Source organism: Microlunatus sp. GCM10028923, assembly GCF_042666975.1.
Taxonomy (GTDB): domain Bacteria; phylum Actinomycetota; class Actinomycetes; order Propionibacteriales; family Propionibacteriaceae; genus Microlunatus.
In genome coordinates this window covers 37,608-60,865 of record NZ_JBHTFF010000010.1, presented here as the reverse complement: position 1 = coordinate 60,865, position 23,258 = coordinate 37,608, and the positions used below count along the sequence as shown (strand labels likewise).

General features: G+C 70.3%; 22 protein-coding genes and 1 tRNA gene. 8 read left to right on the top strand and 15 right to left on the bottom strand.

Translation table 11 applies throughout. The features are described from left to right. Nucleotide 1: 1 nt before the first annotated feature. Together ACFQU4_RS23275 and ACFQU4_RS23270 are read right to left on the bottom strand one after the other, a co-directional pair. Nucleotides 2-379 carry a hypothetical protein gene (locus ACFQU4_RS23275; RefSeq protein ID WP_377496467.1) on the bottom strand — a complete coding sequence of 126 codons (378 nt, stop codon included), beginning with the start codon at nt 377-379 and terminating at the stop codon, nt 2-4. Next, complete coding sequence (locus ACFQU4_RS23270; protein ID WP_377496465.1) at nt 289-657, bottom strand: hypothetical protein; 369 nt, start codon at nt 655-657, stop codon at nt 289-291. Before ACFQU4_RS23270 ends, ACFQU4_RS23275 begins: the two co-directional genes overlap by 91 nt. Before the next feature lie 36 nt (nt 658-693). Here ACFQU4_RS23270 and ACFQU4_RS23265 point away from each other — a divergent pair, with 36 nt between their 5' ends. The 3 genes from ACFQU4_RS23265 (at nt 694) to ACFQU4_RS23255 (ending at nt 2,706) form a co-directional block, all read left to right on the top strand. Beyond that, nucleotides 694-1,158 carry a GNAT family N-acetyltransferase gene (locus tag ACFQU4_RS23265; protein WP_377496463.1) on the top strand — a complete coding sequence of 155 codons (465 nt, stop codon included), beginning with the start codon at nt 694-696 and terminating at the stop codon, nt 1,156-1,158. A gap of 42 nt (nt 1,159-1,200) precedes the next feature. After that, entirely contained in the window at nt 1,201-2,556 is a 1,356-nt protein-coding gene (locus tag ACFQU4_RS23260) for a DUF222 domain-containing protein (protein ID WP_377496461.1), read from the top strand. A 74-nt stretch (nt 2,557-2,630) separates the two neighbouring features. Then, nucleotides 2,631-2,706 (top strand) — tRNA-Thr (locus ACFQU4_RS23255). A 28-nt stretch (nt 2,707-2,734) separates the two neighbouring features. On the opposite strand, the gene ACFQU4_RS23250 is transcribed toward ACFQU4_RS23255, so the two are convergent. Continuing rightward, a complete protein-coding gene (locus ACFQU4_RS23250; RefSeq protein WP_377496941.1) occupies nt 2,735-3,307 on the bottom strand; it encodes a tyrosine-type recombinase/integrase in 573 nt (190 codons plus the stop codon). A gap of 496 nt (nt 3,308-3,803) precedes the next feature. Here ACFQU4_RS23250 and ACFQU4_RS23245 point away from each other — a divergent pair, with 496 nt between their 5' ends. The 3 genes from ACFQU4_RS23245 to ACFQU4_RS23235 all read left to right on the top strand — a co-directional run bounded on the left by ACFQU4_RS23245 (nt 3,804) and on the right by ACFQU4_RS23235 (nt 7,538). After that, on the top strand, nt 3,804-4,163 hold the full coding sequence (locus ACFQU4_RS23245) for a hypothetical protein (RefSeq protein WP_377496459.1): 360 nt from the start codon (nt 3,804-3,806) through the stop codon (nt 4,161-4,163). A gap of 233 nt (nt 4,164-4,396) precedes the next feature. Next, entirely contained in the window at nt 4,397-5,830 is a 1,434-nt protein-coding gene (locus tag ACFQU4_RS23240) for a sulfatase (protein ID WP_377496457.1), read from the top strand. Nucleotides 5,831-5,882: 52 nt separating this feature from the next. Beyond that, nucleotides 5,883-7,538, top strand: a complete 1,656-nt coding sequence (locus ACFQU4_RS23235; protein WP_377496455.1) for an arylsulfatase — start codon at nt 5,883-5,885, stop codon at nt 7,536-7,538. A gap of 39 nt (nt 7,539-7,577) precedes the next feature. Here ACFQU4_RS23235 and ACFQU4_RS23230 read toward each other — a convergent pair whose 3' ends face one another. After that, a complete protein-coding gene (locus ACFQU4_RS23230) occupies nt 7,578-8,120 on the bottom strand; it encodes a dihydrofolate reductase family protein (RefSeq protein WP_377496453.1) in 543 nt (180 codons plus the stop codon). A 91-nt stretch (nt 8,121-8,211) separates the two neighbouring features. After that, complete coding sequence (locus tag ACFQU4_RS23225; RefSeq protein ID WP_377496451.1) at nt 8,212-8,883, bottom strand: winged helix-turn-helix transcriptional regulator; 672 nt, start codon at nt 8,881-8,883, stop codon at nt 8,212-8,214. 53 nt (nt 8,884-8,936) lie between these two features. On the opposite strand from ACFQU4_RS23225, the gene ACFQU4_RS23220 reads away from it, so the two are divergent. Further along, complete coding sequence (locus tag ACFQU4_RS23220; RefSeq protein WP_377496449.1) at nt 8,937-9,587, top strand: maleylpyruvate isomerase family mycothiol-dependent enzyme; 651 nt, start codon at nt 8,937-8,939, stop codon at nt 9,585-9,587. Between the two features lie 49 nt (nt 9,588-9,636). Here the strand turns inward: ACFQU4_RS23220 and ACFQU4_RS23215 are convergent, their stop codons facing one another. Beyond that, nucleotides 9,637-10,092 carry a pyridoxamine 5'-phosphate oxidase family protein gene (locus tag ACFQU4_RS23215; protein ID WP_377496447.1) on the bottom strand — a complete coding sequence of 152 codons (456 nt, stop codon included), beginning with the start codon at nt 10,090-10,092 and terminating at the stop codon, nt 9,637-9,639. A 28-nt stretch (nt 10,093-10,120) separates the two neighbouring features. Continuing rightward, complete coding sequence (locus tag ACFQU4_RS23210) at nt 10,121-11,479, bottom strand: MFS transporter (protein ID WP_377496445.1); 1,359 nt, start codon at nt 11,477-11,479, stop codon at nt 10,121-10,123. Nucleotides 11,480-11,636: 157 nt separating this feature from the next. On the opposite strand from ACFQU4_RS23210, the gene ACFQU4_RS23205 reads away from it, so the two are divergent. Continuing rightward, nucleotides 11,637-12,353: a Clp protease N-terminal domain-containing protein gene (locus tag ACFQU4_RS23205; RefSeq protein ID WP_377496443.1), complete on the top strand. Its 717-nt coding sequence runs from the start codon at nt 11,637-11,639 to the stop codon at nt 12,351-12,353. Between the two features lie 86 nt (nt 12,354-12,439). On the opposite strand, the gene ACFQU4_RS23200 is transcribed toward ACFQU4_RS23205, so the two are convergent. From ACFQU4_RS23200 to ACFQU4_RS23165, 8 genes are all read right to left on the bottom strand, one after another. Next, on the bottom strand, nt 12,440-12,784 hold the full coding sequence (locus ACFQU4_RS23200; RefSeq protein ID WP_377496441.1) for a hypothetical protein: 345 nt from the start codon (nt 12,782-12,784) through the stop codon (nt 12,440-12,442). After that, complete coding sequence (locus ACFQU4_RS23195; RefSeq protein ID WP_377496439.1) at nt 12,781-13,404, bottom strand: DUF402 domain-containing protein; 624 nt, start codon at nt 13,402-13,404, stop codon at nt 12,781-12,783. Before ACFQU4_RS23195 ends, ACFQU4_RS23200 begins: the two co-directional genes overlap by 4 nt. A gap of 28 nt (nt 13,405-13,432) precedes the next feature. Continuing rightward, a complete protein-coding gene (locus ACFQU4_RS23190) occupies nt 13,433-15,028 on the bottom strand; it encodes an alpha/beta hydrolase (protein WP_377496437.1) in 1,596 nt (531 codons plus the stop codon). A 508-nt stretch (nt 15,029-15,536) separates the two neighbouring features. Beyond that, the gene (locus ACFQU4_RS23185) at nt 15,537-16,715 is read right to left on the bottom strand and encodes a DNA polymerase III subunit delta' (protein ID WP_377496435.1); all 1,179 of its coding nucleotides are present in this window, start codon (nt 16,713-16,715) and stop codon (nt 15,537-15,539) included. 13 nt (nt 16,716-16,728) lie between these two features. Next, nucleotides 16,729-17,364, bottom strand: a complete 636-nt coding sequence (gene tmk, locus ACFQU4_RS23180) for a dTMP kinase (RefSeq protein WP_377496432.1) — start codon at nt 17,362-17,364, stop codon at nt 16,729-16,731. Continuing rightward, entirely contained in the window at nt 17,361-18,809 is a 1,449-nt protein-coding gene (locus ACFQU4_RS23175; RefSeq protein WP_377496430.1) for a hypothetical protein, read from the bottom strand. Before ACFQU4_RS23175 ends, tmk begins: the two co-directional genes overlap by 4 nt. Before the next feature lie 14 nt (nt 18,810-18,823). After that, nucleotides 18,824-21,616, bottom strand: coding sequence for a type I DNA topoisomerase (gene topA, locus ACFQU4_RS23170; protein WP_377496428.1), 2,793 nt, complete (start codon nt 21,614-21,616; stop codon nt 18,824-18,826). Nucleotides 21,617-21,776: 160 nt separating this feature from the next. Further along, a complete protein-coding gene (locus ACFQU4_RS23165) occupies nt 21,777-23,255 on the bottom strand; it encodes a methyltransferase (protein ID WP_377496426.1) in 1,479 nt (492 codons plus the stop codon). Nucleotides 23,256-23,258 lie beyond the last annotated feature (3 nt).

The window sequence follows — 23,258 nt, the reverse complement described above, 5'->3', positions numbered from 1 at the left end:
GTCAGCCGACCGTGGCCCGGCCGATCTTGATCAAGGTCTGCTCGTCGGCGAACTCGAACAGCCGCTGCTTCGACTGGAGCGGCCGAGGCTCGGTGATCAACTCGTGGCGGGAGACCCCGTACTGATCATCCGGATCGGACCAGCGCGGCTCGAACCCGTACCGCTGGAAGGCCTGCTCGACTTCCGCGTACAGTCCCGGCGCCGTGCGATTCGCGGTCCAGATCACCTGCGCCCAGGCCTCGCAGAGCTGCGGCAGTCCGGCCACCAGCCGGTCGATGTCGGCATCGGTCAGGCTGCCGAAGACGCCGCACAGCAGGACGATCCGGGCCGGCGCCGCACCCAGATAGGGATCGGTCGAGCCGGCATCGCCGTGCACCACCTCGATTCCGCCGAGGCCGGCCGCCGCGATCCTGCTCCGGCCGCAACGACGTTACGTTCGTCCGCCTCGACCAGCCGAGCCCGCACCTCGGTGCGCCGTGGTGACTCGGCGACGGTGGCGACGACGTCGTGGCCCTGGCCCGCACAGACACTGATGATCATGATCGGGCCCGGCGGTGCTTCGATGATCACCTGGCTCAGTTGATCTTGGACGAGGGCGAGGCGGGCCAGCAGTCCGCCGCCGGGACCGTACCCGTCGTGCCATCGGTGCCAGTCCATCACGTGAGTCTAGAACCCTCCATAGGATGAACCACCGTGGTGATCGAGGAGAGACCCGTCGATGATCCCGGTTTGTCCGCGTTGCTCGGGGCTGCGTTCGCGGAACTGGTCGCGCGGTACGGCCCCGAGGGTCGTTCGGCCGTGCACGAGGAAGCCCGGTACCTGGTCGCATCCGTGGATGGTGTCGCGGTGGGATGTGGGGCTGTGCAGCCGGCCGGACCGAGCGTCGGTGAGCTGAAGCGTATGTTCGTGCTTCCGGACTACCGGGGTCGGGGAATCGCGCGGAAGCTCGTCGTAGCCCTGGAGGACTTGGCCGGGGCCATGGGTTGCCACACGCTGCTGCTCGCAACCGGCGTACGGCAGCCGGAGGCGATCGCCCTCTACGAACGGTGCGGCTACGTCCCGGTTGAGCGGTACGGGAAGTACGTCGACCAGCCGTTGACCCGCTGCTTTCACAAACCCTTGCCCGAGGGAACGACGGCCGGCGCCTGGTCGTCATGAACTCCACTTGTATTCGAACTTATGTTCGAATACACTGTCCCTATGACTGCGGAAGTCCTCGACGACGCGCCGCCCGTGACGAGGGCGCTGGTCGCCGTGCGCTCCGCCCTGGCCGAACTGGTCGCCGCCGCGCGCAGCGGCGGACTTGATCACCACGAGGCGCCCGAGCTGCTCTCCCTGGTGGCCGACGCCGAAGAGGTACGTAACCAGTTCCAGGCTTTCGACGCGGAGCTGCTCGCGGCCTGCCGGGACCGGGGAGTGGCCGAGCTGGCCTGCCGGAAGTCGATGGGCAAGGTGCTGGAGCAGTTGTGCCGGATCAGCCCGTACGAGGCAGCCCGCCGGGTTCGCGCCGCCGACGCCGTCGGACCGAGGCAGACGATGACCGGCCTGCCCCTGCCCCGGCTTCGCCCGGACCTCGGCAAGGCCCTGGCGTCCGGAACGGTGAACCCCGAGCAGACCGCGATCATCGACCGGACCCTGGTGGACCTGGACCAGGCCGGCGTCACCGCCGAACAGGTCGCGTCCGTCGAGAGCGAACTGGTCGACCTGGCCGGGCGGTTCGCCCCGAGGGACCTGAAGGTGATCAGCCGGCACTACCTCGACCTGTACGACCCGGACGGCCCGGAGCCCGACGAGCAGCGCAACTGGGACCGCCGGTTCTTCCGGATGCGCCAGACCGACTCCGGAGCCGTGACCGGCGAGTTCCGGCTGACGGCCGCAACCGGCGCACGACTCGCCGCGGTGCTCGAACCACTGGCCCAACCACGGCCGGCCGTGCCCGGCTCGGAGACCCTGACCTCCGACCTGCGCACCCGCGACCAGCGGCTGCACGACGCCCTCGACGACGCCTGCTCCCGCCTGCTCCGCTCCGACGACCTGCCCATGTGCGGCGGCACCCCGGCCTCGGTGATCATCACCGTGGACGCCGAGGACCTGCTACGCCGCACCGGCCAGGCCGTCACCAGCGGCGGCGCCGCGCTCTCCGTACCGGAGCTGCTCCGCCTCGCCGACGAAGCGGAGATCTACCCGACGGTGATGACCCGCCACGGCGTCCCGCTCGACCTCGGCCGAACCCGCCGGATCGCCAACCGCCACCAGACGATCGCCCTGATCGCCCGAGACGGCGGCTGCTCCTTCCCCGGCTGCGACCGCCCACCCGAGTGGTGCGAACGCCACCACATGGTGAGCTGGCTGGACGGCGGCCCGACCAGCCTGGAAAACCTGACCCTGGCCTGCACGTACCACCACCACAACTTCCTCCAACGAGGCTGGCAGGTCCGCCCCGAAGACGGCCTACCCGCCTGGATCCCACCCCGCTGGATCGACCCCGACCAGCACCCCCTGGTCAACAACCGCATCCTCGCCCGCCGCCACCGACCACCACCCCGACCACAATGATTTCGCCGAGCAGGGCAGGTCTCGATATAGTGTCCAACCGTGCACCGACCCGGACCCCGGGCCGGCCAGCACAGGCCGCCTTAGCTCAGTTGGCAGAGCGATTCACTCGTAATGAATAGGTCAGGAGTTCGACTCTCCTAGGCGGCTCCATACCTCAGAACCCTTATATACAAGGGTTTCAGGCATCCTTCTCGACCTCATCACTGTCGCCAGGATCGTTCGTTTCGGCCTCCGAGGCCCCTGTGAGGCCCCCGAGTCGGTCAGCAGCGGCCCATAGGTTGTCGTCGATCAGGTGCCCGTAGAGGTCCATCGTCATCGCTGCCGAGGCGTGGCCAAGGATGCGCTGCAGCACCTTCGGATCGGCTCCGCCGGCCAGCCACAACGAGGCGCACGTGTGGCGGAGATCGTGCACTCGGAGTGCCGTCTTTCCGATCGCGGACTTCGCCGAGGTCCACTGGACCGAGCGTTTCCAGTTCGACTCGCTCAGCGGCCCCCCAATCGGCGCCGGAAATATCCACTGATCATCGGCCTTGCCCGCAGTCCAGCGATCCAGGATGGGCACCAGCTCGGCGACTAGGGGCACGGTTCGCGCCGCGTGACTCTTCAGCGTGTCCACGTACAGCTCGCCGGTGTCGCTGCTGGCCAGAACTGCCCGCTGCAATCGGAGCCCTTGTCCGGGAACCTCGATTCGATCACCAACGCGCAGGCCGGCCAGCTCGCCCCAGCGAATCCCAGTCAGGGCCAGCACCATGATCACGTCCGCGCGTACGGCCCGGTTGCCGCCTTCATCAGCTTCGCGAGTTGATCACGCGACAGGAACTGTGGCTCTCGCCGAACTCTGCCCGACCTTGGGACCTTGGCCGATGCCGCCGCATTGGCCGCAGTGCGGCCCGGCCGGATCTGGTGTCGGTAGATGAGCTTCGGTCGCCGGTTCCGGCATGGCCGACCAGGCGGGATGTCCTGAGTCGAGGCAGGGCGATTGTGCGTCTTGATCGGGCGGGTCTTGGTGTCGCCGTTCTTCCGCACCGTGCTGACGCCCGCGTGCCAGCTGCGTGTCCTCCTAATGGTAGTGGTCATCCTCCGGCTGCAGAACGTAGTCATAAGGACTGAAATCATCGCCGAGATCCGACTCACTCACCCCGAACGCCACTTCTGGGAGATCACTCGTCCAACCCCCGAGACCTAGAAATAGATAGACTGATCGGTCTATAGTGCAGGAAGAGCACGTGACCGAAGGGGTGAGAGCCGTGGCGACGATCGAGGATGTTCGAGCTCTGGGCTCGGAGCTCGACCGCTCCTATCCGGTGTACGTGCGCGGGCGGTTGAAGTTCCGGGTCAAGCAGATCGTCTACGTCGCGTTCTCCCTCGACGAGACGGTGATGGAGTTCGCGTTCCCGAAGGAGGAGCGGGCCGCCCTCGTCGCCGGCGAACCGGCCAAGTTCAGCCTCCCGCTCGAGCGCGACCTGCGGTTCAACTGGGTCCACGCCGGCCTCGCGACACTGGACCCGACCGAGGCGCGGGAGCTCGTCGTGGACGCCTGGCGGATGGTGGTGCCGCAGAAGGTCGCCCGCGCCTACGACCTCACCCATCCCGACGGTCCGGGCTGACGACTCCGACCCTCGCACCAGCCGTCGCACCACACGATCCAGCTCAGCGCCACCAAACTTCTGCCACGATGCAAAACGTTGTGCGCAAGGGGTTCCCGCCAACGGGTCGCGTGCCCTACCGTCCATACCGAGGTACCTCCGTCGACTGGGGTTCGCGGACCGTGACACCGGCGAGCTTCCGCGACGGGGGCTGTGGGCGTACGGCGCACCGACGACGACGTGAGGGACTGCCGATGACGACAACCAGCAGGCGTACGGCGATCGGCGTGGGTGCCACCTCGGCCCTGGCCGGGCTGACCTGGGCGACCGGATCGCGGGCGAGCGCCGAACCCGAGCCGGACCAACCGGCCGGACGCCGGCCCAACATCGTGTTCCTGCTGATCGACGACATGGGGTACGGGGATCTGTCGATCACCGGCAATTCCCTGGTACGGACACTGAACCTGGACCGGTTGGGCACCGAGGGCATGCTGATGACCCAGTGCTACGACGCCTCGCCGATCTGTTCACCGTCGCGGGCCGGACTGCTGACCGGTCAGTATCCGGCCCGGAACCGGATCGTCACGTTCCTGGCCACCCGGGAGCACAATGCCCGGGCCGGGCAGGCGGACTGGCTCGACCCCGACGTGCCGACCCTGCCGCGAGCGCTGCGCGACGCCGGGTACGCGACCGGCCACTTCGGCAAATGGCACCTGGGCGGCGGGCGCGATGTCGGCGATGCCCCGTGGCCGGCCGCGTACGGATTCGACGAGAGCTACACCCAGTTCGAGGGGCTCGGCCCGCGGGTCGTACCCAACGACACCGACGCCGGACTCGCGGCGGCCAGCATCGCGCTCGGCCAGGGACCGATTGATCAACTTCCCAAGTCCGCGATCACCGAACGCTTCGTCGACAAGGCGATCGACTTCGTCGAACGGCACCGCGACCGGCCGTGGTTCCTCCAGCTCTGGCCGGGCGACGTGCACTCCCAGTGGGTGCCGAGCGCCGCCCAGCTGGAGCAGGTCGCGGGCCTGGGCCGAACCCCTGAAGAGGAACGATTCCTGGCCGTCCTGGTGGCGCTGGACGCCGAAGTCGGCCGGCTGACCCGGGCACTGGATGATCTTGGTCTGCTGGACGACACCTTGATCGTTTGCACCTCGGACAACGGCCCGACCGCCGGCGACAATCGGCCGGGTTCGGCCGGCCCGTACCGGGGCCGCAAGGGCAGCCTGTACGAGGGCGGGATCCGGCAGCCGCTGCTGGTCCGCTGGCCCGGCCAGGTGCCCGCGGGGCACCGGGACGACCGCACGGTCGGCCACGCGGTTGATCTTGCGCCGACCCTCGCGGAGGCCGCCGGCGTACCGCTGCCCGGCCGCGGCGACGGAATCAGCCTGTTGCCGGCCTGGCGGGGCCGGCCGATCACGGAGCGACCCGCCCTGTTCTGGACCTTCGGCGCCTTCCGCGAACCCGATCAGGTGCCGGCCAACGCGAGCCCGAGCTTCGCCATCCGATCCGGGTCCTGGAAGCTGCTCGCCGAGTCCGACGGCCGCGACCCGGAGCTGTACGACCTCGCGACCGACCCGGGCGAGACGACGAACGTCACCGACCGGCATCCGCAGGTCACCAGCGCCCTGGTCGCCCGCCTGGAATCCTGGCGCCGGCCGCTTCCGATCAAGATCGCGCACTGACCGCGCCGCTGACCATGATCATCAACAGCCGTACTGCGAAGGAGAAGCCGAGATGACTCAGCCGATCGAACCGACCTTGACCCGGCGCACGCTGGTCGGCAGCAGCCTGGCCCTGGCGTCCGGCGCCGCGGGCCTGTCCGTGGCCCGGGCGACCAGCGCCCAAGCAGAAGAGCCCCAGACCCGGCCGAACATCATCGTGATCTTGGCCGACGACATGGGCTTCTCCGACATCGGCTGTTTCGGCAGCGAGATCCCGACGCCGAATCTGGATGCGCTGGCCGCGGGCGGGCTGCGGTTCAGCCAGTTCTACAACTGTGCCCGCTGCAGCCCGTCGCGGGCCTCTCTGCTGACCGGGCTCTACCCGCACCAGGCGGGCATGGGCGCGCTGGACAACATCGTCAAACCGGACTCCCGCGGCACCTTCGGTCGGCTGCTCGACCGCTCGGTGACGCTGGCCGAGGTGCTCGGCACGGCCGGGTACCACACGTCGATGTCCGGCAAGTGGCACCTCGGCCTCGGCCACGGCACGCCGCCGTGGGCGCGCGGCTTCCAGCGCTCGTTCGCGCCGGTCGGCGGCACCTACTTCCGGGATCAGGAGAAGGGTGCCGTCCACATCGACGGGCGGCCGGTCCCGCTCGACTCCGACGAGGTCGGCACCGGCTACTGGTACGGGTCCGACCTCCTGGTCGACTGGAGCACCACCTTCATCGACGAGGCGGTGCAGCAGGGCAAGCCGTTCTTCCACTACCTGCCGTTCGTCGCACCGCACTTTCCGCTGATGGCGCCTCCGGAGGACATCGCCCGGTTCAAGGGCCGCTACCTCGACGGCTGGGAGCCGCCCCGCAACGCCCGCTTTGCCCGGCAGCGCGAGCTCGGCATCGTGGCCCCGACGGAGGAGCTGTCCCCGGCACTGCGGTTCGCCTACGACTGGGACCGGCTGACCGCCGAACACCGGGAACGCTTCGACACCCTGATGGCCGTCTACGCCGCGGCGATCTTCCGGCTGGACCAGGCGATCGGCAACCTGATCAAGCACCTCAAGGACACCGGGACGTACGAGAACACGCTGATCCTGTTCGTCTCCGACAACGGCGGCAACGCGGAGTCCGGCCCCGACGGCAGGACGGGTACGGGCACGCCGGGGAGCGCCACCTCCGACGTCTGGGTCGGCCTCAACTGGGCGACGCTGCAGAACACCCCGTTCTCGTACTTCAAGCACTACACGTCCGAGGGCGGGATCGCCACGCCGCTGATCGCGCACTGGCCGGGCGGCATCGATCCGGCCGTCAACGGGACGATCCGGCACGAGCCCGGTCACCTGATCGACCTGATGCCGACGCTGACGGAGGTCGCGGCGGCCGACTATCCGAGCGAGTTCAACGGCAACCCGATCCTGCCCGCCGAGGGCCGCTCGTTCGTACCGGCCTTCGACGGCAAGCCGCTGCAACGACCGGCGCCCCTGTTCTGGGAACACGAAGGCAACCGCGCCGTACGCGACGGCAACTGGAAGCTCGTCGCCCGTTTCCAGGAACCCCGCGAGCTCTATCACCTCGGCACCGACCGGACCGAGACCACCAACCTCGCCGAGGCCCACCCGGACAAGGCCGCCGAGCTGGCCCGGCAGTACGACGGCTGGGCCGAACGCGCCTTCGTCGACCCCTGGGACAAGAAGATCCACGGCGGGGTGTTCCAGGGTTCCCTCGGCTGACCCCGACTACTCCTCGGACTCCAGCTCGACCGGCCGTGATCACTCCGGGTCGGCACTGCCGTAGACGAGGTGCAGGACGCCGGAGTCGAAGGCGGTCGAGGACAGCAGCTTCAGCGGTACGGTCTCGCCGTCGGTGAACAGCTTCGCGCCGTGACCGACGATGATCGGGTGGACCAGCAGATGCAGCTCGTCGACCAGGCCCTGCTCGACCAGGGAGCGGACCAGGCTCGCGCTGCCGGTGGTGCCGAGCTTGGTGGTCTCCTTGAGCCGGGTGAGTTCGGCGGCGATGTCGCCGTTGATCACGGTCGTGTTCTGCCAGGTCGGGTCGGTGAGCGTGTTCGACACCACGTACTTGCGGGCGTTGTTCATCAGATCCGTGGTCGGGTCGCTCGGGTCGGCGTCGGGCCAGTAGGCGGCGAAGTCGTCGTAGGTCTTGCGGCCGATCACGGTGGCCTCGGCCTCACCCATCAGCCCGCCGACGACCTCGCCCATCTGATCGTCGAAGTACGGGAAGTGCCAGGTCTCGGGCGCTTCGATGACACCGTCGAGCGAGATGAACAGGCTGGCCTTGAGGAATCCCATCGTCGTTCTCCTTGATCATCCGGGCCTTGGCCCGGTGTTGGTCTGTTGTCATCCGTAGGTCGAACGACGATCGACCGGATCGACAACGACGTCAGGAGATTTCCAGCCGGGTCGCGCTGATCAAGGACCGGACGGCGGCCGGGTCGCCCTCCACCGAGGCCGGGTCGAGGTCCGCGCCGACGATGATGCAGCCCTTCCAGGCAGCCGTGGTCGTACTCACGATCGCGTCCGCCTCGCCCAGCTCGGGCACCTTCTCGATCGTCGTACCCTCCGACGCGACCGTCGCCCGGTACGTCACCGGCTCCGAGCCTTCGATCCGGGAATCCGTGAGGCGCAGCCCGACCGTGACGACGCGTCGTCGTGCGGGACCGGGCCGGGCGTGGGCGCGCATCGCCAGCACGACGGTGTCGGGACTCATGTCCGCCTGCAATGGCAACGACGGCGACTTCACCGCCCAGTTCGACAGGGCGGCGTTGACGGCCTCCAGCTCCCGGCCCCAGCCGGTGAGGTCGTACACCATCACCCGGGCCGGCTCCGGCAACCGGCTCCGCACCACGATCCCCGCCTCTTCCAGGTGGTGCAGTCGCTGGGTCAGGGCGGTCGGCCCGACCCCGACTACGTCCCGTTGCAGATCGCCGAAACGCTTCGGACCGAGCAGCAGCTCGCGCACGATGAGCAATGCCCACCGCTCCCCGATCAGGTCCAGGGCGTGCGCCGACGCGCAGCCGTCGCTGTACGAACCGTACGACCTTCGTGATGCCATGCCGAGGAGTTTACTACTTGACAGATAGCTCTGACTACAGTTTTAGTAGTGACATGACCAAGCTTCGACCGGCCGCGACCTGGCCCCTCGTCCATGCCGAGCGTCGCGCGCTGGCCGCCGATCTCGCGACGCTCCGGCCCGAGCAGTGGGAGACGCCGTCGCTCTGCCCCACCTGGACCGTGCACGACGTGCTGGCCCACCTGGTCGACTCCGCGCAGACGACCCGGCTGGGTTTCGTCCGGCGGATGATCGCGGCACGCGGCGACTTCGACCGCGACAACGCGACCGGCCTGGCCCGGGAGAAGCGCGCCGATCCCTTGCAGACCCTGGCGGCGTTCCGGACCGCGGCCGAGCTGACCTCGACGCCCCCGGCCGACCTGGCGACCCGGCTCGTCGAGGCGTACGCGCACGGCGAGGACATCCGGCGACCACTGGGGATCCGGGGCGACTACCCCGTCGAGGGCGTCGTGCCGGCTCTGGAGTACCAGCTGCGCACCGGCGCGTCGATGGGCGGCAGCAAGGAACGCACCCAGGGGGTACGGCTGGTCGGCACCGACGCCGGGCAGTCCTGGGGCACCGGCCCGGAGATCCACGGCTCCGTGATCGACCTGCTCCTCGCGATCACCGGCCGCCCCGTGCCGGCCGACCGGTTCTCCGGCGAGGGCGTACCGATGTTGATCAAGGATGCTGCGGATCGGTCCTGAATGGCAGAACGCCCTGACCGCCGGCTGAGCCGTGATCAGGGCGTCGCGGTCAGGGCGTCGCGAGCGGGAGGCGCCGGTCCGGGCCGCCGTCCTCGGCGAGCACCCAGCTCTCGGTCACCGTCGCGCAGTAGAGCCGGAACTCGGATCCGCCGGTGACCCGGTCCAGGCCCCAGGTCCCGATCCCCTGCGCCTCGGACTCCGCGTTGAAGATCGCGATCCCCTCGGCCAGGTCGTCCGGTGCGACCTGGCCGGCGGCCGCCTTGGCGTAGTAGGCGCTGGCGCCGCCGACCGGGACCTGCGAGTCGAAGACGACCAGGGCCGCCTCGGTCCGTACCTCCAGGTTGGCCGAGTGCCGGGCCGAGGGGCGCGACACCCAGAAGAACCGCTGCCCGTCGCGGGCGTACCAGACGGGGGTCGCCCACGGGTTGCCGTCCGCATCCGCCGTGGACAGGACCAGATAGCGCGTCCCGGCCAGCACTCGCTCGGCCTGCTGTTCCTCAGTCATGACCGTCATCCAATCCGGTTCGCGATGATCAGGCGGCGGTTTCGACCAGAACCGGCACCGGCTGCGCCGTCTCGGTGTCGATCTCAGTCGAGGCCTCGGTGCCGGCATCCGGCGACGTGCTGTCCAGCGGATGGGCCAGCTCGTCGGTCCGCATCCGGGCCGCGATGATCGCGACCGCCCCGATCAGCAGCGGAGCCAGCCCGGCGATCGCGAACACGACCGGCAGCCCCACGGCCTCGCCGGCCGGACCGGCCAGGGCCATCGAGATCGGCATGAAGGCGCAGGAGACGAAGAAATCGAGGCTCGAGACCCGGCCCAGCATGTGCGACGGCACCCGCCGCTGCAGCAGCGTCCCCCAGATCACCACGCCACCGTTGAACGCCGCCCCGACCAGGAACGCCGCCAGCACCATCAGCCACACCTGGTCGGTCACCCCGAACACGATCAGCGGGATGCAGCCGCCGGCCCAGAGCAGATTCATCACGGTCAGGTACCGCTTCGGCAGCTTCAGCGAGGCCACCACCATCGACCCGGCCGCACCACCGATCCCGAACGCCGCGAGCACGAAGGCGTGCTGCTGTGGGCCGCCGCCGGCGTTGTCCTTGATCGCGAACGGCACCAGCACCTCGAACGGGCCCATCATGACGAAGATCAACAGCGACGCGAAGACCAGGGTGCCGAGCAGCCACGGGGTCCGCACCATGTAGCGGAAGCCCTCCTGCACGTCGCCCAGGAGCGACAGCGCCGGGTTCGCCGGCGGCGCCCCGTCCTGCTCCGGTACGGCCACCCGCACAGCCACCGGCTTGGGCAGCCGCAGGATGCACAGCACGGCGACGATTCCGGTCAGCGCCGTGACGACCAGCGCGGCACCCGGCGAGGTGACCGCAATCAGGGCGCTGGCCACCGCGGGCCCGCCGGCCTGCATCAGCACCGGCCGGGTCATCCCCTCGAAGCCGTTCGCAGCGAGCAGTTGGTCCTCCGGCAGCACCGTCGGCAGCAGCGCCGAGTAGGCCGGGTAGTACAGCCCGCCCATCACGCCGCCGACGAACGCGACCGTCGCCAGGTGCCACAGCTGCAGCGAGCCGCTCAGCGAGAGCAGCGCGACCAGGCCGATGGTGACCGCCCGGGTCGCCTCGACCACCAGCAGGATCCGCCGCTGCGACATCCGGTCGGCCAGCGCGCCGCCGAGCAGCGAGGTGAGCAGCAGGCCAACAGCGGAGGCGCCCGCGGCGAGCGAGAGGTCGGCCGCGCCGCCGCCCAGTGCGACGATCTGCCAGACCAGCGCCACCATCCAGACGCCGGAGCCGACCAGGGACGAGACGAGCGCACCCGCGAGCCAGCGGTACGCCGGGGTGCTCAGGGGCCGAAGTGCCCGGGGAATCTGCATGACCTTCTCCTCACGGAATGTGCTTGCTTCTACTCCTGAGTCGAAGACGGACGGGCCAGATCGACACTTCGGCCAAACTTTTCTTCGGCGATTTTCTCCGGACACGGTTGTCAACTCAAGGTTGACGATCTGCATACGTCAACCTAGAGTTGACAACATGCTTCAGAACCCCACCATCCAAGAACTCATCGACCGGGTCGGCGCGGACTCGGGGCAGAGTCCGTTGGACCGGCTCGCCGCCGCGGCGACGCTGGCCGGCGACCTGACCGACACCGCCGACGCCGTGCTCGGCCACTTCGTCGACCGCGCCCGTACCGAAGGCTGCTCGTGGGTCGAGATCAGCTCGGTCCTCGGCGTCACGAAGCAGGCCGCTCACAAGCGCTTCACCGCGGGCGGCCGGCTGCCCGCCTTCGACGCCGCCAGCCGGGCGCCGTTCGGCCACTTCACCGCCCGAACCAGGAACGTCGTGAAGGCCGCGCTCGTGGCCGCCGCCGAGACCGGTCAGGACTACGTCGGCACCGAGCACCTGCTGCTCGGGATGTACGCGGAGCCGACCGCCGTCGCCACCAGGATCCTGCTCGACGCGGAGCTGACCCGCGCCAAGGTGCTGGCCGCGATCCGCACCCGGACTCCCGACGGGTCACCGGTCGAGGGCGGCCAACCGCCCTGGACCCGCCGCGCTGTGCAGTCCCTGACCGACGCCGAGGCAGAGGCGGAGGCGCTGGGCCACAACTACGTCGGCACCGAGCACCTGCTGCTCGCCTTCCACCGCAATCCCGAGGCGCTCGCCGCGCAGCTCCTCACCGAACTGGGCCTCGACCAGGACACCGCCCGGACCAAGGTCGCCGAAGCGATCAAGGAATACCAGCGCTAGGGGCGAGTGGCACGGAATTGCAGTTTGCGGTCGCCCCGGCGGCTCGATCGGGTTCGGCGAGGCGTTGAACGACAGTTCTGTGCCACTCAGTCCAACAACGGAGTCACGGCTTCCGTGATGGCGCGGGCGACCGAGGCCTGGTCGGCCGTGGCGTCGACGACGGCGAACTGCCGCGCCTCCGGCAGGGAGCGATAGGCCGCGGCAAGCCCGTCCAGCTGCTCCGCGGTGTGCACGTGTTCACCCCGCCGGGCCAGTCGTTCGACGGCCCGATCGCCGGCCAGGTCGAGCAGGGTCCGGACCGGCAACATGCTCACGCTCGGGACGAACACGGTCGGCCGCCCCTGCGACCGCAGCGACTCGGCCAGAAGCTTCGCCTGGGTTGTCTTTCCCGAGCCGTCGACCCCGGCGAAGGTGAGGTAGCGACTGGTCACGACAGCCGGTCCCAACCCTCGGGAAGGGCGGGCAGCCCGGCGTCGGGCGGTGGTCGCCAGCGGTCCCAGTCGACATCGAGTGGCCAGCCGCCGGCACCGAAATGGGCCAGGGCACGGTCGCCGGCGGCTCGGATCGCGGCAGTCGTCTCGGGCGAATAGAGGCCCTCGGCCTCGGCCCAGGCGAGCTCCTCCTCGTCCTTGAGGCTCACGGTGCCGTCGGGTGCGACGACGACGTCGAGGGTCAGGTCGTCGGTGTCGTACGCATCCGGGCGGACGACCCAGCGCCGTTCGAGATTGACGTACGCGCCGGGCGTCCAGGCTCGATGATCATCCAGCCAGCGCCAGGTGGACCACGCGTCGGCGAACCGGTGCACCATCACCACGTCCTGGTGCCGCCACGGGCGCGGATGCAGGCCGGGCTCCCAGGTGCCCGGGAGCAGGAACCCGCCGCGCGGGCCGGCCCGCTCGCCCCGCCGGTTGAACCCGGGCGATCCCACCGGGAGGTACAGCACAACATGATCATCACTGCGTTCCAGCTCGAAGGCGGCCAGGACGAGCTTCAGCCGTTCCGCGCCGTCGTCGCCGTACGGCTGCGTCGCCCGGAACGCTACCTCGCGCACCGGGTGGTGTCCGTCCGGCGGACCAAGATCAACACTTGGCGCCGTCCTGCGGCGGCCGGTCCTCGGTCAGGTAGGTGATCACCAGGCTCCGGACGCAGGCGCTGCGCCGGAAGGACAGGTGGCCGTGTCCTCGGTAGGTGATCAAGACGCCCGACTCGAGCTGGTCCGCCATCTTCACCGCGTACTCGTACGGCGTCGCGGAATCGCCGGTGTTGCCGATCACGATGATCGGCGGCAGACCCTTGCCGGTGATCTTGGTCGGCCGCTTCCGAGCGTTCACGGGCCAGAGTGGGCAGGTGTAGTCGAGGCCGATGTAGGGGCCGATCACGGGCGCCATCCGCGCCTCGTCGGTGGCTTCCTTGCGGGCCTCGTCGATGCCCTCGTCGTCGTTGTCCAGGCAGCGTACGGCGGAGAAGCCGTAGTTCAGCTGGCCGAAGTTTCCTTGATCATCACGCTGGTTGTACTGGTCGGCGAAATAGAGCAGGCCCTGGCCGTTGTCGTCGGCAATGGCCAGTTGCAGGGCCTGGGCCAGCAGCCGCCAGCCCTCCTCGTCGTCGTACAGCACCTGCAGCACCGCGGTCACCGCGAGGGTCTGGGTGAGCACCCGGCTGCCGACCTCGAGCGGCCGGCTGTCCAGCGACTTCCAGAGGTCGGTGATCGCCGTCGTGACCTCCTCGTCCGAGTCGCCGAGCTGGCAGCTCTCCTTGGCGCACCACTCGGCGAACTCGGTCAGCGCCCGCTCGAAGCCCTGGGCCTGGCTGACCTCCTCGTCCGGCGACAGCGACACCGCGCCGTCCAGCACCAGCCGGCCGCTCCGGCCGGGGAAGAAGTGCGCGTAGTAGGCGCCGATCTCGGTGCCGTACGAGGCGCCGAAGTAGTTCAGCTTCCGGTCCCCGACCAGGTGCCGGAGCAGATCAAGATCACGTACGGTCTCCTCGGTGGACACGTGCTGGAGCAGCGCCCCGGACCGTTCCAGGCAGGACTCGCCGAACTTCCGGTTCGCCTCCTGCAGCGCCCGGTCCTCCTGATCACTGTCCGGCGAGATGTCCAGTTCGGTGAAGACGTCCATCTGCTCGCCGCCGAAGCAGGTCACCGGCGTCGATCGGGCGACACCGCGCGGGTCCCAGCCGATGATGTCGTACGCCTCCAGGCCGGTCCGGTCGAAGTAGCTGAGGTAGTCGATCCCGGATCCGCCCGGCCCACCCGGATTGATGAAGAGGCTGCCCAGCCGCGGCTGCACCGTGGCCGGCCGGCGGGCCAGCGCGAGCGTGATCGCGGTGTCGTCGGGAAGCTTGAAGTCCAGCGGAACCAGGACCGAGGCGCACTCGATCCGATTCTCGGCGTCGCCGCCGCACTCGGACCAGCCGAGCTGCTGCGCCCGATACCGGTCCAGGCCGCGTCCCGGCGGCGGATCGGCGAACCCGTTCGGCTCGATCGACGGCGGGCTCTGCACCGGACGACCGGCCTGGGTATTCGGCGTCGGCGTACTGACCGAGACCGAGGGCGGAGTGCTGCTCGGGGACGGTGTCGGGCGGCCCGGACCGATCGGCGGGAGTGAGCAGGAGGCGAGCAACGCGATCACGCTGATCAAGGCGAAAAGGGCGACCGCGCGCGGGCGTGCCAAGACGGATCGTCCGCACCCCACCACCATGAATTGAGCCTACCGTCCGGACCCCTGATCACCGGCTGCCGACCTCGCGGAGCGAGACGCCGATTTTCGCCGGGACGGCAGCCGAACTGAGGCGGAATGGGTCCGGGCAGGGGGAAGGCCCGGCGTTGCGGGGGCAGCCGGGCCTTCCGGGGGCGGGTGGGGACGGGGGGCTCCACCCGGAGGCACTGATCGTGCCGCTTGGAAACTTGCCAATAACCCTAACACCGGAGCCCTCGCCGGGAACCAAAAAAGCCGCCCTATTCGGGCGGCTGGAAATTCCAGGCTGTGCTGTCCTCAAGAATCTGGAGCGGTTGCCGGAGAGAACGCTCGGGGGTTCGTGCCCTCCGGCAACCTGTGCGAAACATTACTAGAACTCGGCGGAGTTGCAAATCTGATCCACGGACTGGGACAGCCCTCCCCGGCCTGCGGAATCGCCTCCGCGGAGGCCGATCCGCACATCGGTGCGGGGGGTTTTGTCGGATCAGCCCCTGGCCAGGCCGATCAGTGCGGCCTCGACCGCAAGCAGGGGCGCGACGTTGTTCTCCAGGGCTACCCGGCAGCCGAGCAGGGCGTCGATCCGGTGCAGGGTCGAGGTCGCCGTCGACTTCCGGGCGAGCACGCCGAGCTGCGGCGCGAGCTCCGCGTTGACCAGCGGCGCACCGGAACCGGTCTGCAGGCTGAGCAGGTCGCGGTAGAACCCGGTCAGCTCGGTCAGGGCCCGGTCGATCGCGTCCCGCTGGAACCGTTTGGCCCGGGCCTTCTGCTGATCTTCGAGCTCCTTCATCGCGGCCTGGGCGTGCCGGGGTCGGGCCCCCTTCGTCCCGAAGCCGAGGGCCTCGGACAGTTCCGCCTTCTCGGCCGTATCGAGCTCGCCGGTGGCCGCGGCGGCTTCCTCGGCAGTGGCCTCGACCAGTTCGGCGGCCGCCCGCAGGCAGGAGCCCAGGTCGGTGAGTCGACCCGGAATGGCGAGTACGGCAGCCCGGCGGTCCCGGGCGGCTTCGTTGCGGGCCAGTGCCCGGGCCCGGCCGACGTGGCCCTGGGCCACCCGGGCAGCGAACTCGGCCAGCTCCGGGGTGACGCCGTCGCGGACCTGGAGCAGCCGGGCCACGGCGTCGACGGTCGGCGTCTGCAGGGTCAGCAGCCGGCACCGAGACCGGATCGTCGGCACCACGTCGTCGACGGTCGGCGCGCAGAGGATCCAGACGGTCTTCGCGGCCGGCTCCTCGATGCTCTTCAGCAGCGCGTCCGCGCCCCGTTCGGTGACCCGGTCGGCGTCCTCGACGACGAGCACCTGCCGCCGGCCCATGGTCGGGCTCATGGCGGCCCGGCGGACCAGGTCGCGGACCTCGTCCACGCCGATCGACAGTTGTTCGGTCCGGACCAGGGTCACGTCGGGATGGGCCCCGGAGCGCGACGTACGGCACTCCGAGCACTCACCGCAGCCGCCGCGCGCGCACTGCAGCGCCGCCGCGAACGCGCGGCCGACGTTGGACCGGCCGGACCCCGGCGGGCCGGTGACCAGCCAGGCGTGGGCCATCGCGTTGCGTTCACCGGCGACGGCACGGCGGAGCACCGCGACCGACCGTTCCTGACCGATCAGCTCGGCCCAGACGCCGGGCAGTGGGACGCTCTCCGCGACCGGGACCTCGGCGACGCTCATGCTGCGGTGAACCTCATGAGGTCAGTGTGCCGGAACGGTCCGACAGCAGGGCCGCGACCCGTTCGGCGACCGCGGCCGCGATCGACGCCTCGGCGTCCCGGGCCGGCAGCACCAGGTAGTCGGCGGGACGTTCGGCGGCCAGGTCCAGGAAGTGCTGCCGGGCCCGGTCGTGGAACGACTCGCCCGCGGACTCGAGCTTGTCCTTGACCGCCTTGCCGCTGACCGCCTGGCGCGGGTCCAGGTCGAGCAGCACGGTGAGGTCGGGGCGCAGGTCGTCGGTGGCCCACCGGGCGATCCGGGATACCTCGGCGAGGTCCAGCACCCGCCCCGCGCCCTGGTACGCCAGCATCGAGTCGATGTAGCGGTCGCAGACCACGACGGCGTCCCGGCGCAGGGCCGGCCGGACCAGTTCGTACAGGTGCTGAGCCTTGTCGGCGGCGTAGAGCAGCGCCTCGGCACGGGGATCCAGTTCGCCGGACGCGTGGTCCAGCACCAGCCGGCGGATCTCCCGTCCGGCCGGGGTGTCGCCCGGTTCGAAGGTACGGACGACCTCGTGCCCCTGGCGGCCGAGCCACGCGGCCAGCCGGCGCGCCTGGGTCGACTTGCCGACCCCGTCGCCGCCCTCGAAGACGATGAACAACCCGGTCACGACTTCTTCGCCACCTTCCCCCAGCGCCGCAGGAACTCGGCCCGGTCCTCGGCCAGTTCGGTCAGCTGCCGCTCGTAGCGGCGGCCCAGCTCGAACGCGTCCTCCGGCGTCGCCTCCGCGGCCTCCGCCCGGACCAGGTCGGCCCGGCGGGCGCGGTCGGTGACCACAGCGAAGGCCTTCCGGGCCCGGTCCAGCCTGCGCCGCTCCCCGGCGAAGCCGGAGTCCGGTCCGATCTCGGTCAACCGCAACGCCCGGTGGTAGGCGGCCAGCGCGTCGGCCAGCCGGTCCCACGCGTCCTGGCCGGAGTCCGGGGTGAGTCCGTCGCCGGCCGCGAGCGCCTCGGCCCGGGCGTCGTCGACCACCGTCCCGGTCACGTCACCGGCCGGCAGCCGGTCCAGATGGCCGACCTTCGGCGCCCGGATCGCGCTGACCAGCCGGTCCAGCACGGCCAGGTAGCGCTCTCCGCGCAGCCGGGTCCGCAGTCCGGCGGCCGACCCGGGACCCGAGCCGGCCGGCGCTCCGGCGTCGATGACCCAGTCCAGTTCCTCGTCCAGGTCGGAGATCCAGTCGGTGTCCAGCACCCCGGACAGGGCTTCGGCCTCGTCCCGGAGCCGGGCGGCCTCGGCGACGACGTCGGCAGCCAGCAGGGCCTCGGTCTTGTCGTCGGCCGACCCGGACAGCCTCAGGTCGGCGGCGACCAGGGCGCGCAGCCGTACCGCGAGCCAGCGGGCGACGAACGGCCCGAACGGGAGCTCGGTGCCGGGCGGCTCGGCGATCGGGAAGTCGGTCAGCCCGGTCGCGGGCGCGCCCAGCCGCTGCACCAGCGGCGGGAACTCGTCGATCCGGGTGCCGCCGACTCCGTTCAGCGTCTCGACCAGCCAGGTCCGTTGCTCCGCCGTCGGGCCGGTGTCCGTCCCGGCCAGCGTGACCTCGCGGTAGCGCGCGGTGGTGACCCCGGCCCGTCGCACGGTCATCCGGTCGTCCCGCAGCAGCGCCAGCCGGCGCCCGTCGGCGTCGCGGAACTCGAACTCGCGGCGGTCGCAGGTCAGCGCGGCCACCGGTCCCAGCGGAGCCCGGCGGCGGAACGGGCGGATCAGCCGGGCCAGGTCGTCCGGCAGGTCCCCGTACCCCATCGGGACGGATCGCTCGGCCGGCAGCAGCGGCGCCCAGGCGGGAGCCGCGAGATACCACTCGCCGCGCTCGCCGACGACCCGGTGCGCCAGCACCACCCCGGACCGGAGCAGCCGGTGGTCCGGGGCGTCGAGCACCGTGACGTCCATCGTGTACGTCGCGTCGGCGCCGGCCCGGCCGACCAGGGCGGCCAGGCCGAGGTCGGGGTTGATCAGCCGCGGCGCGGTCGCCGGGTACGGCATCTCGAACCGGGCCGGCCAGCCCACCGCGGCCGGCTCGACGATCGCGTCCGCCGAGTGCTTGCGCTTGGCCACGGCCGCCCTCCGGATCAGTGCCCGGAGTCGGAGGCGGCGACCTCGGACGACCGGCCGTTGGCGGACGCGGCACCGTTGTCGTTCGACACCGTCCCGGACGCCGTCTTCTTGGCGGCCGCCTTCTTGGCCGGTGCCTTCTTGGCTGCCGTCTTCTTGGCTGCGGTCTTCTTGGCGGCAGCCTTCTTCGCCGGCGCCTTCTTCGCGGCCCGCTTCTTCGGCGCCGGTCCCTTCGCCCGCTTCTCGGCCAGCAGCTCGGCGGCCCGCTCCGGCGTGATCGACTCGACCTCGTCGCCGCGGCGCAGCGTCGCGTTGAACTCGCCGTCGGTCACGTACGCACCGAACCGGCCGTCCTTGATCACCATCGGCTTGCCGGACGCCGGGTCGTTGCCGAGCTCCTTCAGCGGCGGCTTGGCGGCGGCCCGCCCGCGCTGCTTCGGCTGGGAGTAGATCTTCTCCGCGTCCTCGAGCGTGATCGAGAAGATCTGCTCCTCCGACTCCAGCGACCGCGAGTCCGTACCCTTCTTCAGGTACGGGCCGTAGCGGCCGTTCTGCGCGGTGATCTCGGTGCCCTCGGCGTCCTGGCCGACCACCCGCGGCAGGCTCATCAGCTGCAGCGCCTGCTCCAGCGTGACGCCCTCGACGGTCATCGACTTGAACAGCGAACCGGTTCGCGGCTTGGCGCTCTTCGGCGCATCCTCGGGCAGCACCTCGGTCACGTACGGACCGAACCGGCCGTTCCGGGCGACGATCATGGTGTGCGTCTCCGGGTCCTGCCCGAGCTCGCGCTCCTCGCCCATCGGCTTGCTGAGCAGCTCTTTGGCCAGCTCGACCGTGAGTTCGTCCGGCGGCAGTTCGTCGTCGACGTTGGCCCGGCGGCTCTCGCCGTCCTCGACGTACGTCCCGTACCGGCCCACCCGGACCACGATGTCGGAATCAAGATCACCGACCTGGAAGGTGGACAGCCGGCGGGCGTCGATCTCGCCCAGCTCGGTGACCAGCTTGTGCAGGCCTTCAAGATCATCATCGCCGAAGTAGAACTCGGTCAGCACCCCGATCCGCTCGGCGTGGCCGTCGGCGATCTGATCAAGGACCTCCTCCATCTCGGCGGTGAACTTGTAGTCCACCAGCCGCGGGAAGTGCTCCTCGAGCAGCCGGGTCACGGCGAACGCCAGCCAGGTCGGGACCAGCGCCGAACCGCGCTTGAACACGTAGTCACGGCTGGTGATCGTCCGGATGATCGACGCGTACGTCGACGGCCGGCCGATCTCCAGCTCTTCCAGCTTGGCCACCAGCGACGGCTCCGTGTAGCGAGCCGGCGGCTTGGTCTCGTGACCGGACGCGAGCACCTGCTCCGGCCGCAGCGACTGGCCCTCGGTCAGCGCCGGCAGCCGGGTCTGCTTGTCGTCGGACTCGCCGTCGGCGCCCTCGTCGATGGACTCGACGTAGGCCTTGAGGAAGCCGTAGAAGGTGATCGTCCGGCCGGACGCGGTGAACGTGCAGTCGGGCTGGCCGGAAGCGCTGGCGTTGATCTTGACCGTGATCGTGTTGCCCTGCGCGTCGGCCATCTGGGAGGCGACGGTGCGCTTCCAGATCAGGTCGTAGAGCCGGAATTGATCACCGCTCAGCCCGGTCTGGGCCGGGGTCTGGAACGACTCGCCGGCCGGCCGGATCGCCTCGTGCGCCTCCTGCGCGTTCTTCACCTTGGAGGCGTACACCCGGGGCCGTTCCGGCAGATATTGATCACCGAACAGCTGCTGGACCTGGCTCCGCGCCGCGTTGATCGCGGTGCTGGACAGGGTGACCGAGTCGGTACGCATGTAGGTGATGTAGCCGCCCTCGTAGAGGTCCTGGGCGACCGACATGGTCCGCTGCGCGGTGAAGCCGAGCTTGCGGCCGGCCTCCTGCTGCATCGTCGTGGTGCGGAACGGCGCGTACGGCCGCCGCGTGTACGGCTTCGACTCGACGCTGTTGACCGCGAAGCTGCCGGTCCGCAGCGACGCCGCCAGGTCCTCGGCCCGGGCCTGATCCAGATGGACCAGTTCCTCGGACGCCTTGGTGACCAGGGCACCGCGGGAGTCGAAGTCGCGGCCCTGCGCGACCCGGGCGGCACCGACGTGGGTGAGCCGCGCCGGGAACTGCGGCGGGTCGGCCTCGGCGCCGGCGTCGAGGGTCGCGTCCAGATCCCAGTAGGAGGCGCTGCGGAACGCGATCCGCTCCCGCTCCCGGTCCACCACCAGCCGGGTGGCGACCGATTGCACGCGGCCCGCCGACAGCCGCGGCATGACCTTCTTCCAGAGCACCGGCGAGACCTCGTAGCCGTACAGCCGGTCCAGGATCCGCCGGGTCTCCTGGGCGTCGACCAGGTCGGTGTCCAGTTCCCGCGGGCTGGCCACGGCCTCGGCGATCGCGTGCGGGGTGATCTCGTGGAAGACCATCCGCCGGGCCGGCACCTTCGGCTTCAGCTCCTGCAGCAGGTGCCAGGCGATCGCCTCGCCCTCGCGGTCACCGTCGGTGGCGAGCAGGAGTTCCTCGGCCCCGGCCAGGGCTTCCTTGAGCGACTTCAGGGTGGCCCGCTTGTCCGGGCTGACCACATATAAAGGAGCGAACCCGTTGTCGACGTCGACGCCGGTCCGGGCCCACTTCTCGCCCTTGTACTTCGCCGGTACGTCGGCCGCCCCCGTCGGCAGATCGCGTACGTGGCCGCGGCTCGACTGCACGATGTAGCCGTCACCGAGGAAGCTCGCGATCTTGGTCGCCTTGGTCGGCGACTCCACGATCACCAGGCGTCTGCCTGTCTTTCCTGCCACTGCGAGGTCAACTCCTTGAGACTGTGAGAATGGCTCCACCCCCTGCTACCCCGGCGTACCCCCCGATACGCTCGCCCCCTGACTCTGGGCGCAGTGATCCTGATGCTAATCGGCGTGTCAATACGGTTGCCGGGCGGGAACCCTCGGCGGGGAGGGTACCTCAGCGCAGGAAGCCATCCCGAATCAGCGTCCGCAACCGCGGCATCAACTCGGCCCGAAGTTCCGCTCCGTCGGCCTCCAGCACGGTCGCTACCGCGGCGATGATCGTGCCCAGCTCCAGCTCGCCGTCGCAGGCGCCGACCACCCCGGCCAGCGCGGTGCCGGCCTCGACGGCCCGCCGGAAGCCGCGCTCCTGCCGCAGCACCACGTGCCGCGGGTCGCCGCTGCCCGGGGTCGCCAGCGACTCCTCGGAGACGTCGTCGGCGACGGTGAGATGCCAGCTCAGCAACTGTTCGTCGGAGCGGTTGCGGAGCGTGTCGACGGCGTCCAGCCGGTCCGCGATGGCCGGCGCGATCGGCTGCTCGATCGGGTGCGGCCAGTGTTCGTAGGTGAGGTCGGGGGCGGCGTCGGTGCGGCGCAGGGTGATCCAGCCCATCCCGATGCCGGTGATGCCGAGCTCCTGGAGATAGTCCAGCCAGCCCACGTAGGCGTCCCGGTAGTCCGGCCGGCCGACCACTCCGGCATCGGCCAGCCAGAGCTCGACGTACTCGGACGGGTCGAGCACCTCGCGCTGCACCGCGTGGACGTCGCAGCCGGTGACCCAGCCGCCGAGCCGGTCCGCCCAGTCCTGGCCCTCGACGTGGGCCCAGTTGGCCAGCACCTGGCAGACGCCACCCTCGGTCAGGTGAGCGGGCGCGGCCCGGACCAACTGCTCGACCAGCGAGTCGCCGGCCCGGTCCCCTTCCCGGTACGTGAGCCGCTGCCCCTCCGGAGCGGGCGGCGCCATCACGTAGGGCGGGTTGCTGACGATCAGGTCGAACCGTTCGCCGTCGACCGGCCGGAACAGGTCGCCGTGCCGCAGGTCGGCCTCGATCTCATTGAGCGAGAGCGTGAGCCGGGCCAGGTCGAGGGCGCGCGGGTTGAGATCGGTCGCGACCACCTGCTCGGCGTGCCCGGCCAGATGGAGCGACTGGACGCCGCAGCCGGTGCCGAGGTCGAGGGCCCGCCCGATCGGCCGCCGTACGGTGAGCTGGGCCAGGGTCGCCGACGCCGACGAGACGCCGAGCACGTAGTCCGGCCGGATCGGCGTGATCATCGTGTCCAGGCCGGGCGTCAGGTCCGCCACCACCCAGTACGGGTCGTCCTCCTCGCCGTCCGAGGCGTACGGGCGAAGGTCGACCACCGCCCGCACCGTACCGGCGTCGTCGGCCAGCAGCCCGGTGTCGATCATGGCCGGAACCAAACCAGGAAAGGCGAGATCGACCGCCGCGCGGGCCACCGGGCGCTGCAGCAGGAAGGTCCTGATCATGGTCGCCAGCGGGTCGTCCCGGCCGGCCAGCGCGCGCTCCGCGGGCACCGTGCTGTTCCGGCCCAGCGCGCGGTGCGCGTCGGCGCCGATCGCGTCGAGGACGCCGTCGACCGTGTAGCCGGCAGCCCGGCAGGACTCCCGCAGCTCGGCGCAGGCGCTCGTGGTCAGCACGCC

Excerpts from the sequence above, each read along its gene's own strand:
- ACFQU4_RS23230 (WP_377496453.1), bottom strand. The coding sequence starts at position 8,120 with ATGGGATTCCTCAAGGCCAGCCTGTTCATCTCGCTCGACGGTGTCATC.
- ACFQU4_RS23220 (WP_377496449.1), top strand. The coding sequence starts at position 8,937 with ATGACCAAGCTTCGACCGGCCGCGACCTGGCCCCTCGTCCATGCCGAG.
- ACFQU4_RS23235 (WP_377496455.1), top strand. The coding sequence starts at position 5,883 with ATGACTCAGCCGATCGAACCGACCTTGACCCGGCGCACGCTGGTCGGC.
- ACFQU4_RS23185 (WP_377496435.1), bottom strand. The coding sequence starts at position 16,715 with ATGAGCGTCGCCGAGGTCCCGGTCGCGGAGAGCGTCCCACTGCCCGGC.
- ACFQU4_RS23210 (WP_377496445.1), bottom strand. The coding sequence starts at position 11,479 with ATGCAGATTCCCCGGGCACTTCGGCCCCTGAGCACCCCGGCGTACCGC.
- ACFQU4_RS23250 (WP_377496941.1), bottom strand. The coding sequence starts at position 3,307 with ATGGTGCTGGCCCTGACTGGGATTCGCTGGGGCGAGCTGGCCGGCCTG.
- ACFQU4_RS23270 (WP_377496465.1), bottom strand. The coding sequence starts at position 657 with ATGGACTGGCACCGATGGCACGACGGGTACGGTCCCGGCGGCGGACTG.
- ACFQU4_RS23225 (WP_377496451.1), bottom strand. The coding sequence starts at position 8,883 with ATGGCATCACGAAGGTCGTACGGTTCGTACAGCGACGGCTGCGCGTCG.
- ACFQU4_RS23205 (WP_377496443.1), top strand. The coding sequence starts at position 11,637 with ATGCTTCAGAACCCCACCATCCAAGAACTCATCGACCGGGTCGGCGCG.
- ACFQU4_RS23240 (WP_377496457.1), top strand. The coding sequence starts at position 4,397 with ATGACGACAACCAGCAGGCGTACGGCGATCGGCGTGGGTGCCACCTCG.
- ACFQU4_RS23260 (WP_377496461.1), top strand. The coding sequence starts at position 1,201 with ATGACTGCGGAAGTCCTCGACGACGCGCCGCCCGTGACGAGGGCGCTG.
- ACFQU4_RS23215 (WP_377496447.1), bottom strand. The coding sequence starts at position 10,092 with ATGACTGAGGAACAGCAGGCCGAGCGAGTGCTGGCCGGGACGCGCTAT.